This is a genomic window from Streptomyces sp. NPDC043896, from assembly GCF_056435605.1.
This window is the reverse complement of sequence record NZ_JBWKEE010000004.1, coordinates 310,790-332,193: the sequence shown is the minus strand read 5'-3', so window position 1 is coordinate 332,193 and position 21,404 is coordinate 310,790. Positions and strand designations below refer to the sequence as shown.

Genomic DNA, 21,404 nt, shown 5'->3' with positions numbered 1-21,404 from the left:
GCCCGTCCGCACCTGGTGCGGACGGGCCGTTTCGCGTACGCCCGCATGCGGCCGCGTACGCCTACCTGCGGCCGAGCCGGCCGGCCTTGACCAGCCGCTGGGCGGCCGGCGAAGCCGGGTTGATGCCGAGTGCCCGCCGGCCCGCCCGGATGCGCAGGTCGTCACCGCGCTTGCCCAGCTTGGCGGCGGTCTCCGCGATGCGCAGCCACACCATGGCGCGCCCGCTGTCGGCGGAGATCTCGGCCGCCCGCTCGATCCGCCGCCTGGCCTGGTCGGTCTCCTTGCGGCGGATGTGGGCCTGGGCCATGCCGAGGAGCAGGTCGAGGTTCTCCTGTTCGGCGAGCAGCCGCGCTCCGACCTCCAGGACGCCCCGGTCGTCCTTGGCCTCGACGAGGGAGGCGAAGCCGCTCATCGAGATGTCGGTGAAGGGCACCTCGTCCGGGTCGACGCGCTCCCCGGTGCTGCGCAGGGTCCAGCCGAGGCCCCGCCGCCACTTCCAGGTGCGCGGGCCGGGCAGTTCCAGCCGGGTGCGGGTGCGCTCGTTGAAGTGCATGGCCAGCTCGGGCCGGCCCTCCCACTGGTCGACGGCCGCGGCGATGTACGCCTCGGCCACCGGGCGCAGGAAGCCGAACCGCTTGGGCTGCATGCAGTAGCCGACGGCCTGGACGTAGGGGGTGACCTCGGTCCGGATGTGCTCGGCGTCCAGGATCCGGTCGGCGGGGGCGGCCGTCGGCTCCTCCAGGTCGGGGACCAGGGCGTGGGTGAGGGTGGCGGGGATCCGGTTGCTGTTGGCGTACGGCCGCATGCGGCGGACCACCTCCAGCGCGCCGACCTGGGCGACGGGGATCCCGTACAGGGCCCGGGCGGTGAACAGGCCGGTGGAGAAGCAGCCGATCACCCGGCCGGGGCGCAGGTACTCGAAGACGGTCTCGGCGAGGACCGAGACGTCCAGCACGAGGAAGGGGACGCCCGCCTCGCCGGCCGCCTCGGCGAGGGCGTCGGAGAGGGCGGAGGGGGCACTGGGGTGCGGTTTGAAGACGACCGAGGTGTGGCCGAGCCGCACCGCGTGCTCGAACATGCGCCGGTGCAGGTCCTCTTCCTCCTCTTCGGTGAGGATGCCGAGCGGGGAGAGGTACTGGCCGAGGAGGAGGGCCGTCTGCGGGCCGTGCCCGGCCGCGCCGGCCGGGATCGCCCGGTCGAGGACGGGGCGGCACTCCTCGGTGAGCTCCGCCATGAGCTTCAGGACCGCTCCGGTGTCCACGGGCTGTGAGGGGATCCCGTACTCGGTGAGGAGCATGGGCAGCAGGGTGGGGATGAGGTCGAGGTAGAGGACCTGGTCGATCCGGCCGTGGAGGGGGCGGGGCAGGTCGTTGCGGGTGGGGCCGTAGCTCATGACCCCGTCGGCGTACACGGCGAGGGTGGCGTCCGAGAAGATCTTGCAGAGCGTCTGGGCGGGCTTGACCTGGATCGACTCGACGACGAGTTCCAGGGGGCCGGGCCGGATGCCCATCTTCTCCCCCATGACGGTCCGCCACAGGGGGGCGTCCTCGTCGCGGGGGGCCCACAGCGCCGGGTGGAAGGGGTAGATGAGGTCGTTCCAGTAGACGACCCGGTGGAAGCGCGCGAGGACGGCGGCGGCGCCGGGCATGCGGTGCAGCGGGGTGGCGACTTCCGGGATGTCGACGTTGTTGCAGACGAGCAGGACGCGCTCGCGGTCGTCCTGGCCGAGCTGGCCGGCGTCGATGGCGGCGGCCACCGTCATGGCGCCGTAGAGGGTGGAGGCGGCGAATATCCGGGTCATCGGGCCGCGGCGTCCTGGTACGGGGACATGAGTTCCCGGAGCTTGGTCACGCGTGCGGAGTCCATTCCTGCCAGGGTTCCCTCCAGGATGTCCTGGGGAAGGTCGAAGAGGAGCCGCGCGGCGCGTTCGCGCAGCAGGTCCCGGGTGAGTTCCTCGTACTGCTCGTCGCGGCCCAGGTGAATGACGATGAGCGCGCACAGGGTCCGCATCGCCTTGAACGACAGTTCATATCCGCGCGGGTGGTGGGCGAGCTCGTCGAAAATCATCCGGAAGGCGGGAAGGAAGTCGAGCTGGCGTTCGTCCGGAACCTTGGTGAGCGAAGTGGAGACGTCACGGCGGTAGAAGACGCCGTGGAGGTCGACCACTCCGAAGGAACGCATCCTCAGGTGCAGCTTGTAGAACCAGGGCCGGTCCTCGGCGGTGCGCAGGCTCTCGTCGAAGAACAGGGCGTCGGCTTCCCGGAGGCGCTCGCGGTCGTAGATGCCGGCCCAGGACTGCGGGTAGTCCATGAAGGTGGAGGCGTCGACGGGGCCGATGTAGTCGGCGGGGTTCAGCGGCAGGGCCCTCGGTGCGAGCGGCGCCATGACGATCTTGCGTTTCCTGCCGTAGACGCGGACGTGGCCGGTGCGCAGGAAATCGACGCCGGACTGACTCATCCAGCCGACCAGTTGCGCGAGATATCCGGGGGCGTACCAGTCGTCGCCGTCGAGAAAGGTGAAGAAGCGTCCACGGGCGGCGGCGAGGCCCGTATTGCGGGTGGCCGATATCCCCAGATTGCGCTCGTTCCGGATCAGTACGGCGCCGGGGATGCCGGGGACCATCTCGCGCAGGATCTCTGACGTCCCGTCAACGGAACAGTCGTCCACGACGATGAACTCGAAATCCTCCCGGGCGTTGAGCGCCAAGGACTTGAGCGCCGTCCGACAGAACTCCCGGACGTCACACATCGCGACGATTACCGAAAGGGTCACCACCGGAAGCACTCACCTTCTCCCCATTGTCCACACACATCCGCCGAAGCCGTGCGGACGGACCGGACATCATGATAGGAGCGCACGGAGAGGCTCCCCGAACCCCCGGGTGTGACGTACAACTCCCTGGGCCGTCGAAGCCTTTTCGTGACACGTAAGGCTCAGGTGAGCATGTAGGGTCTATCGGGCCCGGCGGCAATCCCGCCCCTGCCCGCGCCCGGCCGCGGGTACGCCGACGGCAGTTGGGCACGCCGACCGACCCGGGAATCACACTCGTGCGCATCCACGTGCTCGCAGACTCCGACACCCGCTGGAAATGGGGTGCGGGGCTGGCGGTGGGCCTGGCACCGGGCAGCGAGGTGCACGCCCACATGCTGCGCGGACGCAGCACCCCGACGGCGCGCCAGCTGGCGGAGGTCGGCATCACCCCGGCCTCGATCACCGAGGCCACGCTCGCCGGTTTCGCGGCGGCACCGGAACTCGACGGAGCGGACCTGATCATCCTGGGCACGGTCGGCGGCGCCACCCACGCGGCCCTGCACGCCCTCGCCCGCCGCTTCGCCGGTGCCCCCAGACGGCCGGTCCTGATGACCGGTTACGTGGGTGTCGTCTACGAGAAGATGGCCGACGGGCTCCTGCTGCGGGCCGGCGCCGACATCGTCCTCGCCAACAGTCCTTTCGACCGGCGCCGGTTCACCGAGGTGTACGAGCCCCTCGGAATTCCCGTCTCCTGCATCGTCCAGACGGCGCTCCCCTTTCTCGACCAAAGACCTTACGACCCGAACCGGACGTACGCCACCCACCCCTATACCGTGTGCTTCGCCGTGCAGCCCTCGGTGCCCGCCGACCGCAATGGCCGGCTTTACATGCTGCGCCGCGCGATATCCCACGCGCGACTGCGCCCGGGACGCGACGTACTCGTCAAACTCCGCAGCAAGCCCGGTGAGGCGACCACCCATGTGGAGGCGTTCCACTACCAGGTCCTGGCGGAACAGCTGGAAGAGCCGCTGCCGCCCAATCTGCATTTCGTCTACGGCAACATGTCGGACACCCTCGACCGTACCGACCTTCTGGTGACGGTCAGTTCCACGGCGGCACTCGAATCGATGCACCGGGGAATGCCGACGGCGATACTCAGCGATCTCGGTGTCCGGGAGATCCACGGAAACCACTACTTCACCGGTTCCGGCTGCGTCACCGACTGGACCGCAATAGACGAGGGCGCCGCCCCGCTCGCGGACGAATCCTGGACGGCCGACCAGGGAATCCGCGCGGTGGATCCGTACGGGGAACTGCGCCGCCGCATCGAGGAACTGCGCGGCGTTCCGCTGCCACCGATATCGCCCTATTACACGGCCGACAGCGCACCCGAATACGTGGGTGCGCTGCTGCGCCGCCGGGGACTGAACCCGGACGGCTCCCCCGGCGCGGCCGCCGCCGCACGCCGGCCGAGCGGCCCCATGCGGCGCACCTCCCGCCGCGTGCTGAAGGTCGCCTACCAGTTCGGGGTCCAGCGCGTGGCCCCGAAGATCCAGCAGTGGGGCGGCGTGTGAACGCCCCCTCCGTCATGACACCCCAGGGGGAAGCCTCGTGAACGTCACCGCCGTCATACCCGCCCGGGGCGGCTCCAAGGGCATCCCCGGGAAGAACACCGCCGAGGTCGGCGGGGTCCCGCTCGTCGCCCGCGCGGTGCTCGCCTGCCGGAACGCGGCCCACGTGACCCGGGTCGTGGTCTCCACCGACGACCCGGGGATCGCCCGGGCCGCCCGCGCGGCCGGTGCCGGGATCGTCGACCGTCCCGCGGAGCTGGGTTCCGACACGGCCTCCAGCGAGTCGGCGCTGCTGCACGCGCTGGACGTGCTGGAGGAGCGGCACGGGGAGGCCGTGGACGTCCTCGTCTTCGTCCAGTGCACCAGCCCCTTCACGACCCCGGAGGAGGTCGAGGAGACCGTGCTGGCCGTGGTCCGCGACGGCGCCGACTCCGCCTTCACCGCCGTGCCCTTCCACGGCTTCCTGTGGGGCACCGGGCCCGCCGGCGCCACCGGACCGGGCCACCGGGCGCACGGGGTCAACCACGACAGCTCCGTACGCCCGCGCCGCCAGGACCGCACCCCCGAGTACCTGGAGTCGGGGGCCGTCTACGCCATGCGCGCCGACGGCTTCCGCCGGCACGGCCACCGCTTCTTCGGCCGGACCCAGCTCGTCCCCACCGCTCCCGAGCGGGCCATCGAGATCGACGAGCCCGGCGACCTCGCCCGGGCCCGGGCCCTGGCCCCCCTCCTCGACCTCCCCCAGACCCCGGCGGCCCCTTCGTCGCCGGACCCCTCGCAGTACCTCGGAAAGGAACTCTGAACAGTGGTGCACAGCAACCGGATCCGCCGGATCGGGAACAAGGAGGTCGGCCCGGGCCGGCCCACCTATGTGATCGGCGAGATCGGGATCAACCACAACGGTGAGCTCGCCAACGCCCTCGCGCTGATCGACGCGGCCGCCGACGCGGGCTGTGACGCGGTGAAGTTCCAGAAGCGCACGCCCGAGATATGCACCCCGCGCGACCAGTGGGACATCGAGCGGGACACCCCCTGGGGCCGGATGACGTACATCGACTACCGCCACCGCGTCGAGTTCGGCGAGGACGAGTACCGGGCCATCGGCGAGCACTGCGCGCTGCGCGGCATCGACTGGTTCGCGTCCCCGTGGGACACCGAGGCCGTCACCTTCCTGGAGAAGTTCGACGTGCCGGCCCACAAGGTGGCCTCCGCCTCCCTGACGGACGACGAGCTCCTCCTCGCGCTGCGCGCCACGGGCAAGACGGTCATCCTGTCCACCGGCATGTCCACCCCGCAGCAGATCCGGCACGCCGTGGAGGTGCTGGGCAGCGCGAACGTCGTGCTGCTGCACGCCACTTCGACCTACCCGGCGAAGGCCGAGGAGCTCAACCTGCGGGTCGTCAACACCCTCCAGGAGGAGTACCCCAACGTCCCGATCGGCTACTCCGGTCACGAGACGGGCCTGCAGACCACCGTGGCGGCCGTCGCCCTCGGGGCGTGCGCCGTGGAGCGGCACATCACCCTCGACCGCGCCATGTGGGGCTCCGACCAGGCCGCCTCCGTCGAGCCGGGGGGCCTCGCCCGTCTCGTCCGCGACATCCGCACCATCGAGACCGCCCTCGGCGACGGCGTCAAGCGCGTCTACCCCTCCGAACTCGGCCCCATGAAGAAGCTCCGCCGCGTCCAGGGAACCGTCCCCGCCGAGGGCGTGACGGCCCCGGCATGAGCGACACCCTCGCCCTGGTGGAGAGCCCGGCTCAACTACTGAACGTCCTGGAGTGGGCGTACGTCCACCCGGGCGAGGCAGCGTCCCTCACCGTCGCCGTCCTCCAGCCGGTGGACCCGCGCTCGCGGGCCCAGGTCCGGCGGCTGTGCCGGTTCGCCTCCCAGTCCAAGGTGGTGTGGCGGCGCTACGAGGTCCGCGCGGGCTACCTCGGGCGGGCCGGGGAGCTGGTCCGGCTCGGCCGCGCGGTCGCCGCCGCCCGGCGCCTGGTGATCGGCGACCTGTTCTCCCGTACGATCCAGCTGCTGCTGCCCCGTTCCAAGGCCCGCGAGGTGGTCGTCGTCGACGACGGCACCGCCACGACCGAGCTGGTCAGCCTGCTGACGTACGGGCAGCAGCTGACCCGCTGGCACCAGGGCGAGCTCAAGCCCGCCGCCAAGGGCGGACCGGTCAACCGCTGGCTGGCCCGCGAGGACCTGGAGCGCGCCACCTTCTTCACCTGCATGCCGGTGGCCGCGCCGCCCGGCACCGAGGTGCGGCCCAACGACTACGCCTGGAGCCGGGCCACCTTCGGCCCGGTCCGGGTGCGGTCCGGGGCCGATCTGGCGGGCAGTTCCCTGGTGGAGACCGGGGTGGTCGACGAGGACCGGTACGTCGACGCGGTCGGCTGGATCGCCCGCCACCGCGCGGCCGGCCGCTACCTGGCGCACCGCAGGGAGAGCGGGCCCAAACTGGAGCGGATCGCCGGGCTCACCGGCATGGAGATCGTCCACCCCGAGCTGCCGCTCGAACTGACCGCGCTGACCGAGCCCATCGGCCAGTCCGTGCTGACCTTCGCGTCCACCATCGCCTACACCCTGCCCATCGTGCTCGGCGGCTCCGGGGTGCGGGTGGAGCTGTGCGAGATCGACGACGCCTGGATCACCCCGGACACCGCCGGCCGGTCGGTGGACTTCCTGCACCGGATCTCGGCGCTGGCGGTGGACCGGCACAACCTGCCCAGGATCCCGCCGCAGGGGCGCCGCGGCCCCGACCGGTCAGCAGCGCTGCCAGCGGCTCAGTGACAGGCCGGAGTTGCCCTTCTGCCGGCTCACCAGCAGCTCGCCCCGGGCGCTGACGCAGGCGATGACGACCAGGCCCCGGGCGTCGACGGCGAGCGCCGGGGAGTCCAGGCACTCCTCCCCGATCTCCGTCCACCACAGCCCGGCGGCCTCGTTCTCCGTCGGGTAGGCCGCGAGCGCGGTACGCCCGTTCACGGCCCGGTAGGCCAGGACCGTGCAGTCGTGGCCGTCGACCAGCGCGCGGGCGGCGGCCACCGCGCCGACCGCGGGACCGCCGCCGAGCGCCAGCACCCCGGCCCCCTCGCGGCAGGCGAACACCCCGCTGCCGTCGGCCGCGTGCCAGAAGTGGGTGACGCGGCCCGGAGCCGTCTCCAGCGTGCGCACCGAGCCGTCCTGGGCGAGGTACGGGACGTCCTCCGCCCGCGCCATGGGGCCGCCGGGGGACGTCTGCGCCCAGCGGGAGAGCCCCTTCTCACCGGGTGCGGCCAGCCAGATCCGGCCGTCGGCCGCAGAGTCGGCGCCGGTGCCCTCGTAGGCCTTGCTGCCCCGGAGGTCCTCCCAGGCCTGCCAGCCGCCCTTGCCGTCCTGGCGCCTGACGTGGATGCCGCGCCCGGCGTTGCGGACGAAGACGTGGGGCGAGCCCTGGGCGTCCACCGCCAGGGTCGGCGGGCCGCCGCGGTGTGACATCTCGGGCCGCTGGTAGAGGGTGCCGAGGGACTCCCAGGCGCCGATCGGGCGGCCGCTCTGGTACTGCACCGCGTGGTGGTAGGTGACGGTCTCGGTGTCCCCGGTCCGGGTGCGGCGCCGGCCCGCGAAGTGGGCGTACCCGTCAGGGCCCTGGCCCACCGTGAGGTCGGCGAGCCCTTCGGCGGGGAAGAGGTCGGGGCCGCTCCACTCCGGGCCGCCGGGGGCGCGTTCGGTCCAGCGGAGCAGGCCGCCCTCGGCCCGCGCGTAGGCCGTGAGGCGTCCGTCCTTGCCGGTGAGGAGCCAACGGCCCGTCAGGGGGCCCAGGGCCACGGTGTTCCAGTCGCGGGCGGGGGCGGGTTCCGGTCCGGGGGCGTGGCGTCGGGATCTGTTCGGACCGCGTCCGGCTCGCGTCGCCATGAACCGCAGCAACCCTTCCGTTTCACCATTCGAACAAAATGAGGATACCCCGGGGTCCCCGGGCGGGGTCCTGCGTCTATGTTGTAGCCCGCGAGATCCCCGCGAGATCCCCACCGGATCTCCCTCCCCGTACGGAAGGACCGGTCCCCGGGCATGACTTCGGAGTCCACCGCCACCGCGAAGCCGCCCCGTTCCCGCGCGAGCCGGATCCGGCGGGCGCTCGCCTGGACGGCGGCCGTGGTGGTGCTGGGCGCGGCGGGGTCGGGCTGGTGGGTGTTCAGCCACCTCAACGGGAACATCGACAGCGTCGACCTGGACCGGGCGATCGGGACGGACAACCGGCCGCCGAAGGTCGTGGCGAACGCGCGGAACGTCCTGGTACTCGGCTCCGACTCCCGTGCCGGGGCCAACGGCGAGCTCGACCACGGCGACGTCGGCGGGGCCCGCTCCGACACGGCGATGCTGGTGCACATACCCGAGGGCCGGGCCAGGGCGACGGCGGTGAGCATCCCCCGCGACACCCTGATCACCCGGCCCGAGTGCAAGGACGAGGACGGCGGAACGGTCCCCGGGGCCGACCGGGTCATGTTCAACTCGGTCTACTCCCTGGCCGGTCCGGCCTGCGTGGTCAAGACGGTGGAGCAGCTGTCCGGGATCCGCGTCGACCACTTCGTCGAGGTGGACTTCGCCGGCTTCAAGGGGCTGGTGGACGCCCTCGGCGGGGTCACCGTCACCCTCGACCAGCCGATGGCAGGCACCAAGGGCGGCCTCAAGCTGGACGCCGGGACGCACCGGCTGAACGGCACCGACTCGCTGAAGTTCGTACGCACCCGCTACGGCTACGGCGACGGCAGCGACCTCGGACGCATAGGCCTCCAGCAGCAGTTCATGCTGGCGATGCTGGCGGAGATCAAGAAGCAGGACGCGCTGGGCAACCCGGCGCGGCTCTACAAGCTCGCCGACGCCGCGACCAAGTCACTGACCACCGACTCCGAGCTGGCCTCGCTGACGGCGCTGTCCGACTTCGCGCAGAGCCTGAAGGACGTGGATCCGTCCACGATGGAGACCATCATGCTGCCGGTCGCCTACGACAAGGCCGACCCGAACCGGGTCGTCGTCGCGCAGGAGCGGGCCTCCCTGCTGTGGGAGGCCCTGCGCACCGACCGGAAGGTGCCCGCCTCGGCGAAGGACTCCCCCGCGAAGGGCGGCCCGGGCGCCAAGTCCCCGGCGCCCGGGCCGTCCCCGTCCCCTTCCCCGTCCGCGTGATCGCCGGTCGCCCCGGCTGACTCCTACAACGCCCCCTAGTACTCCGCGTCCTGCCCGACCTGGGCGAGGCGGCTCTTGCGCTTGCCGTACAGGAAGTAGACGACGACGCCGACCGCCATCCAGATCCCGAACCGCAGCCAGGTCTCGGCCGGCAGGTTGAGCATCAGCCAGAGCGAGGCCGCCATCGACAGGATCGGGACCAGCGGCACCATCGGGGTGCGGAAGGCCCGGTGCAGGTCGGGTCGGGTCTTGCGCAGGATGATGACGCCGAGTGCGACGATGACGAAGGCGAACAGGGTGCCGATGTTGACCAGTTCCGCGAGCTTCGCCAGGCTGGTGAACCCCGCGATGACCGCGATGACCGCGCCGAGGAGCAGGGTGGCCCGGTAGGGGGTGCGGTACTTGGGGTGGGTGACGGAGAAGACGCGCGGCAGCAGTCCGTCACGGCTCATCGCGAAGAACACGCGGGTCTGGCCCAGCAGCAGGATCATGCTCACCGTGATCAGGCCGACGGCCGCACCGAGGCTGATGGCGCCGGAGAAGAACGGCTGGTTCACGGACTTGAAGGCTTCGGCGAGCGGTGCTGTCGGCGACATCTCCGCGTAGTACTGCATGCCGGTGACCACGACGGTCACGGCGACGTACAGGAGCGTGCAGATGAGCAGCGAGCCGAGGATGCCGCGTGGCATGTCCCGCTGGGGGTTCTTGGTCTCCTCGGCGGCGGTGGCCACGACGTCGAAGCCGATGAAGGCGAAGAAGACGAGGGAGGCCGCGGTGAAGATGCCCATGACGCCGAAGTTGGTGGGCTCGTACCCGAACAGCAGCTGTACCAGTGGTGCCGTCCAGCCGCTTCCGCCCTCCTGCGGTTCGGCCGGCGGGATGAACGGCGAGTAGTTGTCGGCCTTGATGAAGAACAGGCCCGCGATGATGACCAGCAGCACCACGGTGACCTTGATGGCGACGACGATCGCGGTGATCCGCGCCGACAGCTTCGTGCCGACGACGAGGACCGCGGTCAGGGCGAGGACCAGCAGGAAGGCCATCAGGTCGAAGGTTCCGCCCGCGTCCGGCCCGGACAGCGCGACGGGCATGTCCCAGCCGAGGTTGGTCTGCATGAGGTGGCGGACGTACCCGGACCAGCCGACCGCCACGACGGCGGTGCCGAGCGCGAATTCGAGCACCAGGTCCCAGCCGATGATCCAGGCCGGGAGTTCGCCGATCGAGGCGTAGGCGAAGGTGTACGCCGACCCCGCCACCGGGACGGTGGACGCGAACTCGGCGTAGCAGAGGGCCGCGAGGGCACAGACGACGCCCGACACCACGAAGGAGAGGGCGGTGGCCGGGCCGGCGGTGTTGCGGGCGGCGATGCCCGTGAGGACGAAGATACCGGTACCGATGATGACGCCGACACCGAAGACGGTCAGGTCCCAGGCGGAGAGCGATTTGCGGAGCGCGTGCTCCGGCTCCTCCGTGTCGCGGATGGACTGTTCCACCGTCTTGGTGCGGAAGGGGCTGTTCAGATCCGTGCTCACCGACGCACCTCCCAAGAAGTACGCGAACGGGCCGGGAGGCCCACCCTTCAAGGGTGATCTCCCGGCCCGTGACGTGCAACCGCGCGATCCGGTCCGTTCCGGCTAGGACAAGTCCTAGTCGACGGCGGCGGCGGTCTCGCTCTCGAAGCGCCCGTCCAGCTTGGCGACCAGGCCGGTGACCTGGCGGGCGATGTCCGGGGCGGTCAGGCCGATCTCGGCCAGGATCTCCTTGCGCAGCGCGTGGTCGAGGAAGCGCTGCGGGATGCCGAAGTCGCGCAGCGGCACGTCGACGCCCGCGTCGCGCAGGGCCTGGGACACGGCGGCGCCCACGCCGCCGGTGCGGCCGTTGTCCTCGACGGTGACGACGACCCGGTGCCGGTCGGCGAGCGGGGCCAGGGCCTCGTCCACGGGCTTGACCCAGCGGGGGTCGACCACGGTCGAGGAGATGCCCTGCTTGTCGAGGAGGCCGGCGATCTCCAGGCACATCGGGGCGAGCGCGCCGACGGAGACGAGGAGTACGTCCGGACGGGTGACCTCGGGGGCCGGCTCGCGCAGGACGTCCATGCCGCCGATCCGGCCGACGGCCGGGACGGCCGGGCCGACGACGCCCTTGGAGTAGCGCACGACGGTCGGGGCGTCCTTGACCTCGACGGCCTCGCGGAGCTGCGCGCGCAGCTGCTCGGCGTCGCGCGGGGCGGCCAGTCGCAGGCCGGGGACGACCTGGAGGATGGACATGTCCCACATGCCGTTGTGGGAGGCGCCGTCGTCACCGGTGACGCCCGCGCGGTCCAGGACGAAGGTGACACCGCACTTGTGCAGGGCCACGTCCATGAGGACCTGGTCGAAGGCGCGGTTGAGGAAGGTGGCGTAGACCGCGAAGACGGGGTGGACGCCGCCGGTCGCGAGGCCCGCCGCCGAGGTGGCGCCGTGCTGTTCGGCGATGCCGACGTCGTAGATCCGGTCCGGGAAGGCCTCGGCGAACTTGTGGAGGCCGACCGGGTGGAGCATGGCGGCGGTGATGCCGACGATGTCCTCGCGCTCGTGGCCGAGCTTGACCATCTCGTCGGCGAAGACGGAGGTCCAGCTGGCCGCGGCGGTCTTGACCGGCAGGCCGGTGTCCGGGTGGATCACGCCGACCGCGTGGAAGCGGTCCGCCTCGTGCTCCAGGGCCGGGGTGTAGCCGCGGCCCTTCTGGGTGAGGCAGTGGACGATGACCGGTCCGCTGAAGCGCTTGGCGCGCTGGAGGGCGGACTCCAGGGCCTCGATGTCGTGGCCGTCGATGGGGCCGATGTACTTCAGGCCCAGGTCCTCGAACATGCCCTGCGGGGCGATGAAGTCCTTGAGGCCCTTCTTGGCGCCGTGCAGGGTCTCGAAGAGCGGCTTCCCCACGACGGGGGTGCGCTCCAGGATCTCCTTGCCGCGGGCCAGGAAGCGCTCGTAGCCGTCCGTGGTGCGCAGGGTGGCCAGGTGGTTCGCGAGGCCGCCGATGGTGGGGCCGTACGAGCGCTCGTTGTCGTTGACGACGATGACGAGCGGGCGGTCCTTGGCGGCGGCGATGTTGTTCAGCGCCTCCCAGGCCATGCCGCCGGTGAGGGCTCCGTCGCCGATGACGGCGGCGACGTGGTGGTCCTCGCGGCCGAGCACCTCGTTGGCCTTGGCGAGGCCGTCGGCCCAGCCCAGCACCGTGGAGGCGTGGGAGTTCTCGATCACGTCGTGGTCGGACTCGGCGCGCGAGGGGTAGCCGGACAGGCCTCCCTTGGCACGCAGGTTCGCGAAGTCCTGGCGGCCCGTGAGCAGCTTGTGGACGTAGGCCTGGTGGCCGGTGTCGAAAAGGACCTTGTCCTTGGGCGATTCGAAGACCCGGTGCAGGGCGATCGTCAGTTCGACCACGCCGAGGTTGGGGCCGAGGTGCCCGCCGGTCTTGGAGACGGCGTCGACGAGGAAGGACCTGATCTCTGCGGCGAGCTGGTTGAGCTCCTCCTGGCTGAGCCGGTCCAGATCGCGCGGTCCCTTGATGCGGGTCAGCAGCACCCGTGCCTCCTTGCAGTTGCTTGCTGGTCTGTCGAGTCTAATGTTCCGCTCGCGAGGGCGGTCATCGGGCGGTACCTGGCGGGTCACACCTTTGTCATACCTGTACACCTCGTCACTGCGTCACACATCCCAAACGGGCGTATACACGTACGTTCGCACGCGTGCGCGCACGCACAGGTGCCCGGTGCCACCCATGGTGGCACCGGGCACCGCGACGGGTCCTACCGCCCGGGATCGGCCCAGGTCGCGCGGTCAGGCGCGGCCGGCCGACTTCTGGGTCTTGCGGGTCACCGAGTCGATGACCACGGTGGCCAGCAGTACGGCACCGGTGATCATGTACTGGATCGGAGTCGCGATCCCCTCCAGGGCCAGACCGTACTGGATGCTGGTGATGACCATCACACCGAGGAGGGCGTTCCAGGTCCGGCCGCGGCCGCCGAAGAGGCTGGTGCCGCCGATGACGGCCGCCGCGATCACGTTCATCAGGAGGTCGCCGGCACCGGCGCTCTGGTTGGCCGCCGCGATCTTGGAGGCCCAGAAGAGGCCGCCGACGGCCGCGAAGGTGCCCGCGATCGCGAAGACCGCGATGCGGATCCCGGCGACGTTGATGCCCGCGCGGCGGGAGGCCTCGACGCTGCCGCCGAGGGCGAAGACGTTGCGGCCGAAAGTGGTGCGGCGCAGCAGGAAGTCCGTGCCGACGAGGACCACCACGAAGAGCACCACCGCGAGCGGCAGGCCCTTGTACTGGTTGAACACGGCGGCGGGGCCGAAGGTGAAGACCGCCAGCAGCCCGGTGCGCAGCAGGATCTCGCTCAGCGGCCGCGAGGGGACCCCGGCGGCCTCCCGGCGGCGGTTGTCGAAGAAGGTGGCGAGGAAGTACGCCGCCGTGGCGACCGCCGCGAGCCCGTAGCCGGCGGCCACGTCGGAGAAGTAATACGTGGTGAGCCGGCCGACCACGCCCTCGGAGTCGAGGTTGATGGTGCCGTTGCTGCCCAGGATCTGGAGCATCGCACCGGACCAGAACAGCAGCCCGGACAGGGTGACGGCGAAGGCCGGGGCGCCGATCTTGGCGAAGAAGAAGCCGTGGATCGCGCCGATCAGGGCGCCGCCGCCGACGGCGGCGAGGATCGCGACCCATTCGTTGACGCCGTGGGTGACGGCGAGGACCGCGACGATCGCGCCCGAGACGCCGCTGACCGAGCCGACCGAGAGGTCGATCTCGCCGAGCAGCAGGACGAAGATGATGCCGACGGCCATCATGCCGGTGGCGACCATGGTGATCGCGATGTTGGAGAGGTTCTCCGGGGAGAGGAAGTTCGAGTTCAGCCCCTGGAAGATGCTCCAGATGATGATCAGGCCGAGGACGACCGGGATCGAGCCCAGGTCGCCGGCCTTCATCTTGCGGCCGAACTCGCTCAGGTAGCCGGACAGGCCCTGCTCGCGCACGAGCAGGCGCGGGTCCACCACCGGAATGGCGTCCGCCGGGGCGGCGGGGTTGGCGAGCCGGGCCACCTCTTCCGCATGGGTGTGGTGTTCGGTGCTCACTTGCGGGCCTCCCCGGTGCGGGCCGCCCGGCGGGTCACGGCGTTGTCCGTGGCCCCGGTGATGGCGGAGATGATCTCTTCCTGCGAGGTGTCGGCGACCTTGAAGACACCGTTGTTGCGGCCCAGCCTCAGCACCGCCACCTTGTCGGCGACGGCCTTCACGTCGGCCATGTTGTGGCTGATGAGGATGACGGCGTGGCCGCGCTCCCGCAGCCGCTCCACGAGGTCGAGCACCTGTGCGGTCTGCTCGACGCCGAGGGCGGCGGTGGGCTCGTCGAGGATGACGAGCTTCGGCTCGCCCAGCATCGAACGGGCGATCGCCACGGTCTGGCGCTGGCCGCCCGAGAGCGAGGCGATGGGGATCCGGACGCTGGGGATGCGGATGGACAGGGTGGTGAGGAGTTCGCGGGCGCGGCGCTCCATCTCCACCTCGTCGAGGACGCCGAAGCGCTTGAGTTCGCGTCCGAGGAAGAGGTTGCCGACGACGTCGATGTTGTCGCAGAGCGCGAGGTCCTGGTAGACGGTCGCGATACCGAGGTTCTGGGCGTCGTGGGGCTTGCCGATGGAGACCGGACGGCCCTCCCACTCGATGACTCCGTCATCGATGGGGTGCACGCCCGCGATCGTCTTGACCAGCGTGGACTTGCCGGCGCCGTTGTCGCCGACCAGGGCGACCACCTCACCGGAGTGGATCTCGAGTTCTACGTCGGTCAGGGCCTGGACGGCGCCGAACCGCTTCGAGACCCCTCGCAACGCCAGCACGGGCGCAGCGGACACATGAACCATCTCCTTCGCCGCCTGACCGGCGGGGATGTCGTGCAAAAGAGCAGGAGCGGGGCGGATGGGGGGCATTCGACGGGCGAAAGGGGGGCCGGCGGGAGGCCGGCGCGTTGCCGAATCGTTTCTGCCCGGCGCCCCGCGGTTGGCGGGGTATGAGGGGCGGGGCGCCGGGCAGGGCTCGTGGGCCGCCGCGCGCGGGGGCGGCGGCAGGGGCCTCAGGGGCCCGGGGGCCTTACTTGAGGCCGATGGCGGCGCAGGCGGCCGCGAACTTGTCGGTGCAGATCTCTTCGACCGTGTAGACGCCGTCCTTGACGACGGTGTCCTTGATGTTGCTCTTGGTGAGCGACACGACCGGGATCAGCACGGACGGAACGCCCTTGGAGGTCGGGCTGTCGACCTTGTTGTTGATGATCCCGTCGATCTTCTCGCCCTTGGCGAGGGCGACGGCCATCTCGGCGGCGGCCGCGGCCTCGGGGGCGTACGGCTTGTAGACGCTCATGAACTGCTCGCCCGCCACGATCCGCTGCACGCCCGCCAGTTCGGCGTCCTGACCGGTCACCGGGGGCAGGGGGGACAGGCCGGCGGCCTTGAGGGCGGTGATGATGCCGCCGGCCATGCCGTCGTTGGCGGAGTAGACGCCGATCACCTTGTCCTTGCCGAGCGCGGTCAGCGCGCCCGCCATGTTGGTGTTGGCGTTCTCCGGCTTCCACTCCTTGGTGTCGTACTCCTTGCCGATGGTCACCTTGCCGTCGAGGACGGAATGGGCGCCCTTCTTGAACAGCGCGGCGTTCGGGTCGGTGACGGAGCCGTTCATCATGACGATCTGGCCGTCCTTGGCCTTGTCGCCCAGGGCCTCCAGCAGGGCCTTGCCCTGGACCTTGCCGACCTCTTCGTTGTCGAAGGAGGTGTAGGCGTCGATCGGGCCCTCGGCCAGGCGGTCGTAGGCGACGACCGGGATGCCGGCGTCCTTGGCCTTCTTGACCGAGCCGGCGATGGCCTTGGCGTCGACCGCGTCGATGATCAGGACGTTCACCTTGTTGGTGATCATCGTGTCGACCTGGGAGTTCTGCGTGGTCGCGTCCTGCTTGGCGTTGGCGTAGACCACCTCGGCCTTGCCGCCGGTGAGATCGGCGATCTTCTTCTCGATCAGCGGCTTGTCGAACTTCTCGTAGCGCGCGGTCTGGTTCTCGGGCAGGAGCAGACCGACCTTGATGGCGTCACCGGCGGCGGCACCGGAAGGCTTCTTCTCGCCGTCCGCTTCCTTGGCACTGCCACAAGCGGCCAGCGAAACGGCCATGGCGCCGGCGGCGACGGCAACGGCGGCTCTACGCATACGCGTGTTCATTCGTTGAACCTCCCTGACGAGGCCGCAACGCTGCGGCCGAGGTGGATGTGAGTCAACCCCGGCCGCAAGTTTGTCGTCAAGGAGTGAATCCTTAACGAGATGACAACGGTGCCATCCGTTATCTAGATGAAGACATGACGGCGGGGGCTCGCACCCCAATGCCATTTTCCGCCAAAAGCGTCGAATCGCCCATCTCGCTCAGTACGAGGGCCAGTGCGCCCAGCACTTCCGCCCGGCCGCCCAGCGATCCCGTGAGAACCGACAACTGCCGGGCCGCGCTGGGGATCGCGTACCGGCCCACGGACTCGCGGATCGGCGCCAGCACCAGCTCGCCGGCCTCCGCCAGCGAGCCGCCCAGCACGATCCGGCTCGGGTTCAGGAGGTTGCAGAGGCTGGCCACGCCGCTGCCGACGTGCCGCCCCACGTCGGTGATGACCCGGCGGCAGCCCGGGTCCCCGCCCCGGGCCAGCTCGACCACCTTCTCCATCGTCAGTTCCGGGCCGTGCGTGCCCTGGAGCAGCGGCAGCACGTAGCGCGCGGCGGCGAAGGTCTCCAGGCAGCCGCGGTTGCCGCAGCGGCAGACGGGGCCCGATTCGTCCAGGGTGATGTGCCCGATCTCCCCGGCGGTTCCGCCTGGCCCGCGGTAGATCTGACCGTTGATCACCAGGCCCGCGCCCACACCGCTCGCGACCTTGATGTACGCCAGGTCGCGGACCCCGCGGCCGCTGCCCCAGACCAGTTCGCCGAGCGCGCCGAGATTGGCGTCGTTGTCCACGTACACCGGTACGCCCAGGCGCTGCGAGAGCTCCTGGCGCGGGTTGATCCCGGCCCAGCCCGGCAGGATCGCGGTCGAACCGAGGGTTCCGGACTCGACGTCGATGGGGCCCGGGACGCCCAGGCCGACGCCGATGACCTTGTCCCGCGCCACGCCGATGCCCTGGACCAGCCGTCCGACCAGGGACTCCGCCCGGTCGAAGCCGTCCACCCAGGAGGCGTCCACGTCCAGCGGCTCGGCCTCCTCGGCCAGCACCTGGTGCGCCAGGTTGCCCACGGCCACCCTCAGGTGGGTGTGGCCGAAGTCCACGCCGATCACGATGCCCGCGTCCCCGCTGAGCGAGACGCTGCGGGCCCGGCGGCCGCCGGCCGAGGTGTCGGTGACCTCGACGGTCCCGCTCTCCTTCAGTTCACGGACGATGTTGGAGACCGTGGCCGCCGACAGTCCGGTGGTGCGGGCGATCTCCGCCTGGGTCAGCGAACCGGCGAGGCGCACGGCCCGCACGACCCTCTCCAGGTTCGCGCGATGCAGTGAGGACTGCGATCCGGGAGTCTGCACGACTCATCCACTCCTGCCCATTAGCGACGGCCATCCGTCGCCCCCCGGCCGGTGGTCGCGGCTGCGTGCCCGAGACCCCGGCGTCTCTCCAACTTGTGAACCTTAAGTCGAGCCTTTGCCCCCTCCGCCGTCAAGAGCCTGAGACGGAGCGAACCGGACACATAGCCCGAAAGTATGAACAAGGGCCATCGAGATCGTGCTACGGTCGCTGAGGCGCCGGTCCTCTGCGGCCTTCCCGGCCGGACCGCGCGCCGTGCCATGACAGCGCTACGCGAGGAGGTGTTCGGGATGAGTCCCGATCGAAGTCCTCGCCGCGCCTTCACCGGCTGACCGGCCGGCCGACCGGGCCATTCGCCCCGCCGTCCGGCTGACGTTCCGCGCACGCCCACGGCGGCGGTCCCGCGCCGCCACGTGCCGCGCACGGGCCGGCTCCGCTGCGGAACCCTCCTTTCCCCTTCCTTCGGCATGCCCTGACTCCCCCTGTCAGGCATACGTCATCCATGTCCACGGCGCACCCGGTGGCGGCCCACGCCACCCCGCGCCGCACATCGATCACTCCACGTGACCAGTCGGCTCCGCGCTGCCCGGACACCGTGGAGGGAGGTATTCGTCATGACCATGCTCACCCCTCGCACCCCCACGAAGCTCGCACCGCCGGGCCGCGGACGCCGCGAGCGCAAGGCCGCCGAGCTGGAGGTCGCGACCCGCCGCGCGGGCGAGCGCCTCGCCGCGGTCAGCGCCCGCCCGGCCGTCCGGGTCCTCCAGGACGTCGACACCTCGCGCAACGGCCTCACCCACGCCGAGGCGGCGCTGCGGCTGGAGCGGCACGGGCCCAACACCGTCGCCCAGGAGCGCGCCCCGCTGTGGTTCACGCAGCTCGCGAAGGCCTTCTGGAATCCCTTCATCGGCGTCCTGGTCTTCCTCGCCGCCGTCATGTTCTGGCAGGACCCGGCGGATCCCGGCGTCCTCATCCTCTCCGCGATGGTGGCGGTCAGCGGGCTGCTGCGGTTCTGGCAGGAGTACCGCTCGGGCCGTGCCGCCGACGCCCTCAAGAGGCTCGTCACCACCACGTGCGCGGTGCAGCGCCGGGCCGGCACGGGCTCCGGGCCCACCACGTCCGAGGTGCCCATGGACCGGGTGGTCCCGGGCGACCTCGTCAAGCTCGCCGCCGGCGACCTGATCCCGGCCGACCTGCGGCTGATCGCCTCCAAGGACCTGATGGTCAGCCAGGCGGCCCTGTCGGGCGAGTCGTTGCCGGTCGCCAAGGCCGACGCTCCCCCGCGCTCCGCGGGAGGCTCCGCCGCCGAGGACCTCGGCCAGCGGGAGACCACCGACCCCGTCGAGGCCGGCAACCTCTGCCTGATGGGCACCTCGGTGACCTCGGGCACCGCCACCGGCGTGGTCGTCGCCACCGGCGCCGACACCTACTTCGGCTCCATGGCCGGCTCCCTCGTCGGCGAGCGCCCGCAGACCAACTTCGACACCGGCGTGCGCAAGGTCAGCCTGCTGCTGATCCGCTTCATGCTGGTGATGGTCCCGGTCGTCTTCATGATCAACGGCTTCACCAAGGGCGACTGGAACGAAGCCTTCCTCTTCGGTGTAGCCGTCGCGGTGGGCCTGACGCCCGAGATGCTGCCCATGGTCGTCTCGGCCAACCTGGCGCGCGGCGCGGTCGCCATGTCGAAGCGCAAGGTCGTCGTCAAGCGACTGAACGCGATCCAGAACCTGGGCGCGATGGACGTGCTCTGCACGGACAAGACCGGCACCCTCACCGAGGACCGCATCGTCCTGGACCGCTACCTGGACGTCCACGGCGCCGAAGACGACGAGGTCCTGGAGTACGGCTACCTCAACGCCCACTTCCAGACCGGCCTGAAGAACCTGATGGACCAGGCGGTCATCGACCGCGTCAACGAGGCCGAGGAGGTTGTCGTCGACGCACGGTTCTCGATGGTCGACGAGATCCCCTTCGACTTCGCCCGGCGCCGGATGTCCGTGGTCCTCAACCGCAACGGCATGACGGGCGGCGCCGCGGGGCGGCCCGAACACATCGTCATCACCAAGGGCGCCGTCGAGGAGGTCCTGGACCTCTGCACGCACATGACCGACCGCGGCGAGAAGGTCGAGCTGACCGAAGAGCTGCGCCGGCGCGCCACCCGTGTCGCCGAGGAGAACAACGAGCAGGGCCTGCGGGTCCTCGCGGTGGCCACCCGCACCGTGGCCGAGCCGCGCGACACCTACACCGTCGCGGACGAGGACGGACTGACCCTCGTCGGCTTCCTCGCCTTCCTCGACCCGCCGAAGGCCTCCGCGGCCGCCGCCCTGCGCGGCCTCGCGGACAAGGGCATCGCCGTGAAGGTGGTCACCGGCGACAACGAGCTCGTCGCGGCCCGCGTCTGCGCCGACGTCGGCATCGAGGTGGGCCACGTGGTCGCGGGCTCCGAGGTGGACGCCCTCGACGACGCCGCGCTGCGCGAGATGGCCGCCCGTACGACGGTCTTCGCCAAGGCCAACCCGGTCCAGAAGGCCCGGATCGTAAGGGCCCTGCAGGCCGAGGGGCACACCGTCGGCTTCCTCGGCGACGGGATCAACGACGCGGCCGCCCTGCGCGACGCCGACGTCGGCATCTCGGTCGACACCGCCGTCGACATCGCCAAGGAGTCGGCGGACATCATCCTGCTGGAGAAGGACCTGACCGTCCTGGAGCAGGGCGTCGTCCAGGGCCGGACCACCTTCGGCAACACGATCAAGTACATCAAGATGACCGCGTCGTCGAACTTCGGCAACGTCTTCTCGGTACTGGTGGCGAGCGCGTTCATCCCCTTCCAGCCGATGCTCGCGATCATGCTGCTGGTGCAGAACCTGGTCTACGACATCGCCCAGCTGGCCACGCCCTGGGACCGGATGGACGAGGAGTACCTGCGCAAGCCCCGCAACTGGGACGCCAAGGGCATCTTCCGCTTCATGATCTCCATCGGTCCCATCAGCTCGGTCTTCGACATCGCGATGTTCGTGATCATGTGGCACGTCTTCGCCGCGAACACCGCGGCCGAGCAGTCGCTCTTCCAGTCCGGCTGGTTCGTCGAGGGCCTGCTCTCGCAGACCCTGGTCGTCCACATGATCCGCACCCGCAAGATCCCCTTCGTCCAGTCCCGCGCCTCATGGCCGGTGATGGTGATGACCGTCCTCGCGGTGCTGACCGGACTCTGGCTGCCCTTCTCGCCGCTGGCCCCCTCACTGGGCTTCACGGCCCTCCCGGCGGCCTACTTCCCGTGGCTGATCGGCGTCCTGCTCGCGTACTGCACGCTGACCCAACTCGTGAAGACCTGGTACGTCCGCCGCTTCGGCACCTGGCTCTAGGGC

General features: G+C 70.6%; 14 protein-coding genes and 1 pseudogene. 6 read left to right on the top strand and 9 right to left on the bottom strand.

The window, feature by feature from the left end; translation table 11 throughout:
• Window positions 1-61 precede the first annotated feature (61 nt).
• Both AC069X_RS07895 and AC069X_RS07890 read right to left on the bottom strand, forming a co-directional pair.
• Window positions 62-1,801, bottom strand: coding sequence for a polysialyltransferase family glycosyltransferase (locus tag AC069X_RS07895; RefSeq protein WP_478726229.1), 1,740 nt, complete (start codon window positions 1,799-1,801; stop codon window positions 62-64).
• A complete protein-coding gene (locus AC069X_RS07890) occupies window positions 1,798-2,772 on the bottom strand; it encodes a glycosyltransferase family 2 protein (protein WP_478726227.1) in 975 nt (324 codons plus the stop codon). Before AC069X_RS07890 ends, AC069X_RS07895 begins: the two co-directional genes overlap by 4 nt.
• 287 nt (window positions 2,773-3,059) lie before the next feature.
• Between AC069X_RS07890 and AC069X_RS07885 the strand changes: the two genes are divergently transcribed.
• The 4 genes and pseudogenes from AC069X_RS07885 to AC069X_RS07870 all read left to right on the top strand — a co-directional run bounded on the left by AC069X_RS07885 (window position 3,060) and on the right by AC069X_RS07870 (window position 7,109).
• Window positions 3,060-4,325 (top strand): DUF6716 putative glycosyltransferase, encoded by a 1,266-nt coding sequence (locus AC069X_RS07885; protein ID WP_478726225.1) that lies wholly within the window; start codon window positions 3,060-3,062, stop codon window positions 4,323-4,325.
• A gap of 37 nt (window positions 4,326-4,362) precedes the next feature.
• A pseudogene (locus AC069X_RS07880) lies at window positions 4,363-5,079 on the top strand (acylneuraminate cytidylyltransferase family protein); the annotation flags it as partial.
• Window positions 5,080-5,127: 48 nt separating this feature from the next.
• The gene (locus AC069X_RS07875; RefSeq protein WP_478726223.1) at window positions 5,128-6,048 is read left to right on the top strand and encodes an N-acetylneuraminate synthase family protein; all 921 of its coding nucleotides are present in this window, start codon (window positions 5,128-5,130) and stop codon (window positions 6,046-6,048) included.
• The gene (locus AC069X_RS07870) at window positions 6,045-7,109 is read left to right on the top strand and encodes a hypothetical protein (RefSeq protein ID WP_478726222.1); all 1,065 of its coding nucleotides are present in this window, start codon (window positions 6,045-6,047) and stop codon (window positions 7,107-7,109) included. The genes AC069X_RS07875 and AC069X_RS07870 overlap by 4 nt, the downstream gene beginning before the upstream one ends.
• Here AC069X_RS07870 and AC069X_RS07865 read toward each other — a convergent pair.
• A complete protein-coding gene (locus tag AC069X_RS07865; protein WP_478726220.1) occupies window positions 7,083-8,210 on the bottom strand; it encodes a PLL family lectin in 1,128 nt (375 codons plus the stop codon). The genes AC069X_RS07870 and AC069X_RS07865 overlap by 27 nt on opposite strands.
• A 153-nt stretch (window positions 8,211-8,363) precedes the next feature.
• On the opposite strand from AC069X_RS07865, the gene AC069X_RS07860 reads away from it, so the two are divergent.
• Window positions 8,364-9,476, top strand: a complete 1,113-nt coding sequence (locus AC069X_RS07860; protein WP_478726218.1) for an LCP family protein — start codon at window positions 8,364-8,366, stop codon at window positions 9,474-9,476.
• A 35-nt stretch (window positions 9,477-9,511) separates the two neighbouring features.
• Here the strand turns inward: AC069X_RS07860 and AC069X_RS07855 are convergent, their stop codons facing one another.
• The 6 genes from AC069X_RS07855 to AC069X_RS07830 form a co-directional block, all read right to left on the bottom strand.
• Window positions 9,512-11,008 (bottom strand): amino acid permease, encoded by a 1,497-nt coding sequence (locus tag AC069X_RS07855; protein ID WP_478726216.1) that lies wholly within the window; start codon window positions 11,006-11,008, stop codon window positions 9,512-9,514.
• 114 nt (window positions 11,009-11,122) lie between these two features.
• Complete coding sequence (gene dxs, locus AC069X_RS07850) at window positions 11,123-13,039, bottom strand: 1-deoxy-D-xylulose-5-phosphate synthase (RefSeq protein ID WP_478726215.1); 1,917 nt, start codon at window positions 13,037-13,039, stop codon at window positions 11,123-11,125.
• Between the two features lie 252 nt (window positions 13,040-13,291).
• A complete protein-coding gene (locus tag AC069X_RS07845) occupies window positions 13,292-14,584 on the bottom strand; it encodes a sugar ABC transporter permease (protein ID WP_478726213.1) in 1,293 nt (430 codons plus the stop codon).
• On the bottom strand, window positions 14,581-15,369 hold the full coding sequence (locus AC069X_RS07840; protein ID WP_478726211.1) for an ATP-binding cassette domain-containing protein: 789 nt from the start codon (window positions 15,367-15,369) through the stop codon (window positions 14,581-14,583). Before AC069X_RS07840 ends, AC069X_RS07845 begins: the two co-directional genes overlap by 4 nt.
• Window positions 15,370-15,595: 226 nt before the next feature.
• A complete protein-coding gene (locus AC069X_RS07835; protein WP_478726209.1) occupies window positions 15,596-16,708 on the bottom strand; it encodes a sugar ABC transporter substrate-binding protein in 1,113 nt (370 codons plus the stop codon).
• 118 nt (window positions 16,709-16,826) lie between these two features.
• Complete coding sequence (locus tag AC069X_RS07830; protein WP_478726207.1) at window positions 16,827-18,041, bottom strand: ROK family transcriptional regulator; 1,215 nt, start codon at window positions 18,039-18,041, stop codon at window positions 16,827-16,829.
• A 612-nt stretch (window positions 18,042-18,653) separates the two neighbouring features.
• Between AC069X_RS07830 and mgtA the strand changes: the two genes are divergently transcribed.
• The gene (gene mgtA, locus AC069X_RS07825; RefSeq protein ID WP_478726205.1) at window positions 18,654-21,401 is read left to right on the top strand and encodes a magnesium-translocating P-type ATPase; all 2,748 of its coding nucleotides are present in this window, start codon (window positions 18,654-18,656) and stop codon (window positions 21,399-21,401) included.
• Window positions 21,402-21,404: the final 3 nt, after the last annotated feature.